This window comes from Alkalicoccus urumqiensis (assembly GCF_002993335.1).
In the GTDB taxonomy this organism is placed as follows: Bacteria; Bacillota; Bacilli; order Bacillales; family Salisediminibacteriaceae; genus Alkalicoccus; species Alkalicoccus urumqiensis.
Genome location: NZ_PVNS01000004.1, coordinates 259,111 through 267,218, shown reverse-complemented (window position 1 = coordinate 267,218; position 8,108 = coordinate 259,111). Strand labels below are relative to the sequence as shown.

General features: G+C 54.6%; 8 protein-coding genes and 1 rRNA gene. All 9 read left to right on the top strand.

Annotation, left to right across the window (positions count from 1 at the left end):
* Positions 1 to 140: 140 nt before the first annotated feature.
* Positions 141 to 257: ribosomal RNA gene (gene rrf, locus C6I21_RS06090) — 5S ribosomal RNA — on the top strand.
* Positions 258 to 739: 482 nt separating this feature from the next.
* Positions 740 to 1,384, top strand: a complete 645-nt coding sequence (locus C6I21_RS06085; RefSeq protein WP_105958561.1) for a TetR/AcrR family transcriptional regulator — start codon at positions 740 to 742, stop codon at positions 1,382 to 1,384.
* Positions 1,384 to 2,274 (top strand): ABC transporter ATP-binding protein, encoded by an 891-nt coding sequence (locus C6I21_RS06080; RefSeq protein ID WP_105958560.1) that lies wholly within the window; start codon positions 1,384 to 1,386, stop codon positions 2,272 to 2,274. The genes C6I21_RS06085 and C6I21_RS06080 overlap by 1 nt, the downstream gene beginning before the upstream one ends.
* On the top strand, positions 2,271 to 3,863 hold the full coding sequence (locus C6I21_RS06075) for an ABC transporter permease (RefSeq protein ID WP_105958559.1): 1,593 nt from the start codon (positions 2,271 to 2,273) through the stop codon (positions 3,861 to 3,863). The genes C6I21_RS06080 and C6I21_RS06075 overlap by 4 nt, the downstream gene beginning before the upstream one ends.
* Positions 3,864 to 3,953: 90 nt before the next feature.
* Positions 3,954 to 5,081: a trans-sulfuration enzyme family protein gene (locus tag C6I21_RS06070; protein WP_245411549.1), complete on the top strand. Its 1,128-nt coding sequence runs from the start codon at positions 3,954 to 3,956 to the stop codon at positions 5,079 to 5,081.
* Positions 5,082 to 5,199: 118 nt separating this feature from the next.
* A complete protein-coding gene (gene tsaE / locus C6I21_RS06065) occupies positions 5,200 to 5,673 on the top strand; it encodes a tRNA (adenosine(37)-N6)-threonylcarbamoyltransferase complex ATPase subunit type 1 TsaE (protein ID WP_105958557.1) in 474 nt (157 codons plus the stop codon).
* Entirely contained in the window at positions 5,654 to 6,346 is a 693-nt protein-coding gene (gene tsaB / locus C6I21_RS06060; protein WP_105958556.1) for a tRNA (adenosine(37)-N6)-threonylcarbamoyltransferase complex dimerization subunit type 1 TsaB, read from the top strand. The genes tsaE and tsaB overlap by 20 nt, the downstream gene beginning before the upstream one ends.
* Positions 6,336 to 6,788 (top strand): ribosomal protein S18-alanine N-acetyltransferase, encoded by a 453-nt coding sequence (rimI, locus tag C6I21_RS06055; RefSeq protein WP_105958555.1) that lies wholly within the window; start codon positions 6,336 to 6,338, stop codon positions 6,786 to 6,788. The genes tsaB and rimI overlap by 11 nt, the downstream gene beginning before the upstream one ends.
* Entirely contained in the window at positions 6,785 to 7,792 is a 1,008-nt protein-coding gene (gene tsaD / locus C6I21_RS06050; protein WP_105958573.1) for a tRNA (adenosine(37)-N6)-threonylcarbamoyltransferase complex transferase subunit TsaD, read from the top strand. Before rimI ends, tsaD begins: the two co-directional genes overlap by 4 nt.
* Positions 7,793 to 8,108 lie beyond the last annotated feature (316 nt).

The window sequence follows — 8,108 nt, the reverse complement described above, 5'->3', positions numbered from 1 at the left end:
TAGGTCCCGGGTGGACGCGTGGCGACACGTGAAGCTGAGGGATACTAATCGATCGAGGACTTAACCAAGAACAACGGCAACACCAGGACACTGATCTTCGTGGATCGACGCGTTATCCAGTTTTGAGCGGATGCTCAATATCCAGTCGCAACAGCGGAGAGGTCACACCCGTTCCCATGCCGAACACGGAAGTTAAGCTCTCCAGCGCCGATGATAGTTGGGGGCTCTCCCCCTGCAAAAGTAGGACGCGGCTGGGTCACCCGGCACCACCAGACGGTGGTGTCTTTTTTTGTGTTTCCGCACGGACGCAGGTCGTCCGGCGGAACGCACGAGCGGAGCCGGCCTTTGGGTTGAGCCGTATGGCAGCTGGCTTCTGGCCTGCGGCGCGGCCGCGCGGAGCCATACTTCTTAAAACGAAGCGTTGTCCGCGCCTCCCAGGCCGGATACCTTCCAAAATCGAGATGGGATCAGCGCCGTCCGAAGATCCTTTCCCAGACCGGACCAGTCTGGGAAATAGCTGAGGCAAGCCCCACGGCAAGCTTCTGCCGAGGCCTGGAGAAGCGCCGCCGTCCTTCTACCTGTTCGACAACCTTCCCGGATCTTCTGCGGCTTTCAGGGCCGCAGCTTTTTTATTTTGTACAGTCATTGACCAAACTGGTCAAAAGGTATATTCTAGAAGTGACCAACTTGGTCACTTCTAGAAAAATCGAAAACATTCTTAATAGAAAGAGGGAATGGGATGGTGCTGCCGTTTGAGAAACTTCCGGAAGAAAAACAGCTGCCGATTCGTCAGGCCGTTCTTGCAGAATTTGCTTCCCATGGCAGAAAACGCGCATCAACAAACCGGATCGTCGCTGAAGCAGGTATCAGTAAAGGAACGCTGTTTAATTATTTTGGATCGAAAGCCGAGCTTTGGAATTACGCAGTATCCTACACCCTCAAGCGTATGTCGCAGCAGGTGGAGGAAATGGTTTTATCCCACAGCGACGTGATCAGCCGGTTTGAAAAAGCGGCAGAAATGAAGCTGCAGTTATATATACAGGAACCTTCCTTCTTTGAATTTGCGGGGAACCTGCTTGTTGTTTATGCGAATGAATTATCGACGCAGCAGAAAGAAGAAATGTACCGGCTGCAGGCAGAAATGAAAGAACGGATGTTTTCAGGAGTGGATTATTCCATGCTTCGTCAGGATCTGCCTGCTGAAAGGATAATTCATATGCTTCACTACGCGATCGAGGGATACTCGGACAGCGTGTTAAAGAGGCTTGAGGGTCATCGGATTACGCAGGAGGAGCTGGACCCCCTCTGGGATGAGTTCAGGCAGTATCTTAAGGATCTGCGGATCGTTTATTATTCCGGCGGGGCCGGAGAGGAGGCGCATTAATGAACATTGTAGAAATGAATAATGTATCGAAATCGTTTGGACGAGTGCAGGCGCTCGATCAGGTTACTCTTCGTGTTAAAAAAGGAGAGATTTTTGGTTTTATCGGTCCGAACGGCGCCGGGAAATCGACTGCCATCCGGGTGCTTCTCGGCATTATCCGGGCCTCTTCCGGCACCGCCTCCATTTTTGAAAAAGACGTTTGGAAAGAAGCCGTCGCTGTTCACCATCAGACTGCCTATGTGCCCGGGGACGTGCACCTATGGCCGAACCTGAGCGGCGGGGAAGTCATTGATTTTATGCTCCGTTTAAATGGAGGCGGAAATAAGCAGAAGAAAGAAGAGTTGATCGAACGATTTCAGCTGGATCCGAAGAAAAAGTGCCGTACGTATTCCAAAGGGAACCGCCAGAAAGTAGCGCTTGTTGCTGCATTTGCTTCTGATGCCTCGCTGTTCATTCTCGATGAGCCGACATCCGGACTGGATCCTTTAATGGAGCGTACGTTTCAGGAATGCGTATTTGAAGCGAAGAGGGAAGGAAAAACGATACTTCTTTCCAGTCATATATTATCGGAAGTCGAAAAGCTGTGTGACCGGCTGGCGATTATCCGCAATGGGTCGATCATTGAAACTGGCTCCCTTCAGGAACTCCGGCATTTAACACGGGTGGAAATGCGTATCGGACTCCACGGGGAAGCGCCGGATTTCCACGCTCTATCAGCGGTGGCGCATGCTGAGAAAGTGGATGATCTGTGGCTGGTGCAGGTGGAGGCCGATCAGGTGAATCAGGTAGTGGATGCCCTGCACGGCAGGGATGTGTATCTGCTGGAAAGTGCCCCGCCGACGCTGGAGGATCTGTTCATGCGCTACTATGAAAAGGAGGAGCAGCCATGAAGCTCGAAGGGACGCTTGTACTCATCGGCCTCACGCTGAAACGGGACTGGCTCCGGCTGACGATATGGTTTCTGAGCCTCGTACTTGTCCAAGCGGCAACGGCCCTTTCGTTTCCCGGGCTCTATACAAACGAAACCGAACGGCAGCAGCTGGCGGAGACGATGATTAATCCGGCGATGACGGCACTCGTCGGTCCGGGGTACGGCCTCGATAACTACCATTACGGTGCCATGATGGGCCACCAGATGCTCGCAATGAGCGCACTGGTGATGGCTGTCATGAGCATCCTTCTGATAATACGGTATACCCGTACCGAAGAGGAAACCGGGCGTATGGAAATTGTCCGTTCTCTCCCGGCTGGTGCGTTGGCGCCGGCCGCCTCCGGTACAGTCGTCGTTTTCGTCTTAAATCTTCTCATTGGTGCAGGAACGGCTGTCAGTCTCGGTGTTATGGGTCTGGAAGGGCAGACGTGGACAGGGTCTATTGTGTACGGAGGTGCTCTTGCTGCTGCCGGTATCTTTTTTCTCGGCCTGGGACTGCTCACAGCTCAGCTGAGCAGCAGTGCACGGGGCGCTTCCGGACTGGCGATGGGGCTGATGACTCTGTTTTATACGGTCCGGGCCGTTGGCGACGTGGGCGGAGGAGCGTGGAGCTGGCTCAGTCCGTTCGGATGGATCGTGAAGTCGGAAGCGTATGTCTCCAATATTGTCTGGCCGCTTTTGTTAACAACGGCGGCCTCGGTGATTCTTCTTGGCGCCGCTGGCTGGCTGTTTAACCGGAGAGACATCGGATCCGGCGTGCTTCCTCCCAGGGAAGGGAAAGCTGAAGCCGGGCCACTGCTTCGAAGTCCTTTCGCTCTCGCGCTGCGGCTGCAGCGTACGTCTCTCATTATTTGGGCACTGGTGCTCCTGCTGCTCGGCGCTATGTACGGCTCGATTCTCGGCGATACCGATGCCTACTTTGCCGACATTGAATTTATGAAAGAATTTATGGATCAGATGGCCGGTGTATCCATGACCGACCAGTTCGTCTCGCTTCTGTTCGTAGTCCTCTCTATAATGGCAACCGTACCGGCGCTGCTGTCGACAACCAAGCTGCGGGCTGAAGAAAACAACCAGCGTGCAGAAGCTGTTTTGACGCGTCCGGTGTCCCGGTGGCGGCTGTTTGGAAGCTATGCCGTATTGACGGTTTCTGCCACAGTGCTGTTTACCGCAGCTTCAAGTGCCGGGCTTGCCGGAGCGGCAGCCGCTGTGATTGAAGATGGACGACCGTTTCAGGATTATTTCCTCGCAGGGATCGCCTACGTTCCGGCAGTGTGGGTGATGGCATCGGCATCGGCACTTCTTCTGGCTGTCCGGCCGGCGTTCGTCAGCTGGATCTGGGGCTATGTCACAGCCTCTTTCGTCATCGTCTATATGGGCGGTTTGTTTCAATTTCCCGCTTGGACAGAGAAATTGACTCCCTACGGATACGTACCAAGAATGCCGGTCGAAGAGGTGGAGCTGCTGCCGCTTATCCTGCTGACAGCTGTGGCCGCTGCCGTTTATGCCGCTGCGTTTTTCCTTTACCGTAATAGAGATCTGCAGTAGATCCCTGTTCAATTTCCGCCGGATGCGTTATTATTAGGAAATACGCACATCGGAAAGGGGAGAGAAACATTGCATTTTCATACACAAAACGTGCATTTTCCAAATAAGGAGAAAGCACAGGAAGTAAGTAAAACAAAGCCGATTTACCAGACCTCGGCGTTCACATTTCAGGATTTTGAAGAAATGGAGCAGTATTTTTCCGGAGACAAATCGTATTTATATACAAGAATGGGCAATCCAAACTCCGATGATCTCGCCAAAGGGACAGCTGACCTGGAAGGAGCGGAGATGGGTGCTTCTGCCGCATCCGGACTGGCGGCAATTCTTGCGGGTGTGCTGGCCGTGGCGAAAACGGGAGATCATATCGTAGCCACCCAGGACTTGTACGGCGGCACCTATTCACTTTTCGCCAACGATCTGCAGGATTTCGGCATCGACGTGTCCTTTGTTGATATGGAAAGCCGGGAGGAGATTGAATCCGCCGTTCAGGAAAATACCGTCCTGCTCTACTCGGAATCCATCACGAACCCGCTTCTCCGTGTGGAGGATATCGAAGGACTGTCTCAGATCGCTGCGGGCCGCGGCCTTCGTCTTATGATCGACAACACGTTTGCTACACCATACCTCATCCGTCCGCATGAGAGCGGAGCGGATATTGTTGCGCACAGTGCAACCAAATATATCGGTGGGCACAGTGATGTGACAGCCGGTGTCGTTACCGGAAATAAAGAGCTGATGCAGAAGGCACGGGGAAAAATCGCCATGCTTGGAAGCAATATCGGTCCGTTTGATGCCTGGCTCGGTGTACGCGGATTAAAGACGCTTGCTGTCCGGATGGAAAAACAGTGCCGCAACGCTGCTTCTCTTGCTGAGGCGCTTCAGAGCGAAAAGGCGGTCAAAAAGGTGTATTATCCAACTGCTGCTTCGCCGGAAGGAAACGGCGCGATCGTGTCAATTGAGCTGGCGGACGGTGTGGATGCGACGGCGTTTTCCAAGGAGCTCGACTGGGTGAAGGTTGTCCCGACGCTCGCTGGTCTGGAAACGTCCATCACGTATCCAATTGCGACGTCACACCGGCCGCTTCCGGACGAACTCCGCGAAAAGCTCGGCGTGACGGCGCAGACGATCCGGATTTCGGTCGGGATTGAAGATGAGCGCGATATTATCGACATTTTCCAAAAAGCGCTGCAGCAGTCCGCTGCTCGTGTGAACAGCTGAGAGTGACTCTGTAAATGAAACCACCGCGGCGCCCAAATGAGGCAGCCGCGGCTTTTCTTTCTATGCAGGGATTGGTATAATGAATGGCGGTATTTTCAATAGACGGGAAGAGATATGAATGAAAACATGGACCATACAGACAAACAGCACAGAAGCGACCGGAAAAACGGCGCGGTTTCTCGGAACGCTCGTTCAGGCAGGCGACGTCCTGACACTGAGCGGCGATCTCGGTGCCGGGAAAACGACGTTTACGAAATACCTCGCAGAAGGTCTCGGAGTGACGAAAAACGTGAACAGCCCGACGTTTACGATCATGAAAGAATACGAAGGACGTCTGCCGTTCTTCCACATGGACGCTTACCGGCTCGAAGACAGCATGGAGGAGATCGGTCTGGAGGAGTACCTGGAAGCAGGCGGTGTGGTACTGATTGAATGGCCGGAGAAAATCGACGATCAGCTCCCGGACACCCGGCTTCATTTGACGCTTTCCTACGACGGACCGGAAAGCCGGACGATTACGGTAACGGCTTACGGAGAGAAGGCAGAACGACGCGCAGAGGAGTGGCTTGCAGATGATAATGCTCACGATTGATACGTCGACTTTTGCGCTGAGTGTGGCGGTTGTTGATCATGACCGTACGATCGGCGAATGGACGACGCATTTGAAAAAAAATCACTCCATCCGGCTCATGCCGGCTGTCCGGATGCTTCTCGAAGAATGTGATCTCTCTCTTCAGGATCTCGATGCAGTTGCAGTGGCGAAAGGACCGGGGTCCTATACAGGGGTTAGGATCGGCCTCATGACAGCGAAATCACTCGCATGGGCAGCGGGACTGCCGCTTTACGGCGTTTCCTCGCTGTCTGTGCTTGCAGCGAATGCCCGCGGTTCCCAGCTCATCAGTCCGTTTATGGATGCGCGGCGCGGGCAGGTCTTTACCGGCCTCTACCGGTTTGAGAATGGAAAGCTCATGCAGGAGAAGCCGGACCAGATACGGATGCACGACGACTGGCTGCATGAGCTCGCCGCCGGCGGAGAGCCGGTGACGCTGATCAGTCCGGATTATTCTAAGCATCAGGAGCTGATTTCACAGACGCTCGGGGAGCTGGAACTGCCGGCACATGCCCAGGATCATCTTCCGCGCGCTTCGTCGATCGCGATGCTTGCCGCAGAGCAGAATCCGTATAAAAACGTGCATGACGCGGTGCCGGAATATCTCCGGCTCGCTGAAGCTGAAGCGAAATGGCGGGAAGCACATGGAAAGTAATCATTCGATCCGGCTGATGGGAGTCACGGACATCCCGGCCGTTCTGGACGTGGAAATAGAGAGTTTTGCCACCCCCTGGACGCAGGAGGCTTTTTATCAGGAAGTGGCGAAAAATAAATTCGCCTACTACTTTGTCGCCGAAGAAGCAGAGCAGATTCTCGGCTACTGCGGCCTGTGGGTGATCGTGGATGATGCGCATATTACCAACATCGCCGTGCTGCCGGGACGCAGACGCGAAGGGATCGGCGACAGTCTGCTGCTGGCGTCGATGAATATGGCGAAAATGCTCGGCGCGCAGCGTCTCAGCCTCGAAGTGCGCGTCTCCAATGAGGCAGCGCAGAACCTGTACCGCAGACACGGATTTCAGGACGGCGGTCTCCGCCGCCGGTATTATACCGATAATCAGGAAGATGCCTTAGTAATGTGGGTGAATTTATCATGAAACCAAACGTACTGTTAGCAATAGAGACGAGCTGTGATGAAACCGCAGCCGCTGTCATTGAAGACGGGAAAACGATCCGGAGCAGTGTCGTCGCTTCCCAGATGGAAAGCCATAAACGGTTCGGCGGCGTCGTGCCGGAGATTGCGTCGAGGCACCACGTAGAAGTGATGACGATCGTCATGGAGCAGGCGCTTGAAGAGGCCGGGGTAACACCGGAGGATCTCGACGGCGTCTGTGTGACGGAAGGACCGGGTCTTGTCGGTGCACTTCTCGTCGGGGTGAATGCAGCAAAAGCAGCCGCCTTCGCCTGGGATGTGCCGCTTATCGGCGTGCACCATATTGCCGGGCACATTTACGCCAACCACCTCGTCGAACCACTCGAATTTCCGCTCATCGCTCTGGTCGTAAGCGGCGGGCACACGGAACTCGTCTACATGCCGGAAGACGGAGTGTACGAAAAAATCGGCGAAACGAGAGATGACGCGGTCGGCGAAGCGTATGATAAAGTCGCTCGCACGATCGGCCTGCCGTACCCCGGCGGTCCGCACGTTGATAAACTGGCGGCAGAAGGAACCGATTCTCTCGGATTTCCCCGCGTCCGCCTCGAAGCGGATTCGTATGATTTCAGCTTCAGCGGCTTAAAATCCGCTGTCATTAACACGCTTCATAACGCCCGTCAGAAAGGCGAAGAGCCGGAGCAGGCAGATATCGCAGCGAGCTTTCAGGCAGCGGCAGTGGACGTGCTCGTGGAAAAAACGATGCGCGCTGTGAAAGAGCACGGCGTCAGCCGTCTCGTCGTGGCCGGCGGGGTCGCCGCGAACAGCGGTCTCCGTCAGGCGCTGACGGAGGCGGCAGAAAAAGAGGACGTGCAGCTCACGATCCCTCCGCTTTCCCTCTGTACGGACAATGCAGCGATGATCGGCGCAGCGGGCTACGTACGATTCCGGATCGGTCAGTTTTCCGATGACCGGTTAAACGGCGTTCCGGGGCTGGAGCTCCGCTGACGAAGATAATATAAGAGAAAACAAGCTTCCGGCAGTCCGTTTGGACCGCCGGAAGCTTTTTTTAGAGCATAGGAGAGCTTCTTCAAAGCAGGTGTGCCAAGGGATGTGGCAGTTCAGCCTTTGTTTCATCTATCGGTTTTTCCGCTATGCCCGTACGTCTCCGCCCACTGCTTAAATGTCTGCCGGAGCTGGGTGCTGACCTCCTCGATGAAGATGGTGCGTGTTTTCGTGGGCGCAGAAATGTCCGGTTCGTAGAAATACAGCGGAAATCAAGGATCGCAACGGCGGTGTCTAAGATCGCCACACCGGCATTTCA

What these genes read in the sequence shown, in the direction of transcription:
- C6I21_RS06085 (WP_105958561.1), top strand. Translation starts at nt 740, where the DNA reads ATGGTGCTGCCGTTTGAGAAACTTCCGGAAGAAAAACAGCTGCCGATT.
- C6I21_RS06080 (WP_105958560.1), top strand. Translation starts at nt 1,384, where the DNA reads ATGAACATTGTAGAAATGAATAATGTATCGAAATCGTTTGGACGAGTG.
- C6I21_RS06075 (WP_105958559.1), top strand. Translation starts at nt 2,271, where the DNA reads ATGAAGCTCGAAGGGACGCTTGTACTCATCGGCCTCACGCTGAAACGG.
- tsaE (WP_105958557.1), top strand. Translation starts at nt 5,200, where the DNA reads ATGAAAACATGGACCATACAGACAAACAGCACAGAAGCGACCGGAAAA.
- tsaB (WP_105958556.1), top strand. Translation starts at nt 5,654, where the DNA reads ATGATAATGCTCACGATTGATACGTCGACTTTTGCGCTGAGTGTGGCG.
- rimI (WP_105958555.1), top strand. Translation starts at nt 6,336, where the DNA reads ATGGAAAGTAATCATTCGATCCGGCTGATGGGAGTCACGGACATCCCG.
- tsaD (WP_105958573.1), top strand. Translation starts at nt 6,785, where the DNA reads ATGAAACCAAACGTACTGTTAGCAATAGAGACGAGCTGTGATGAAACC.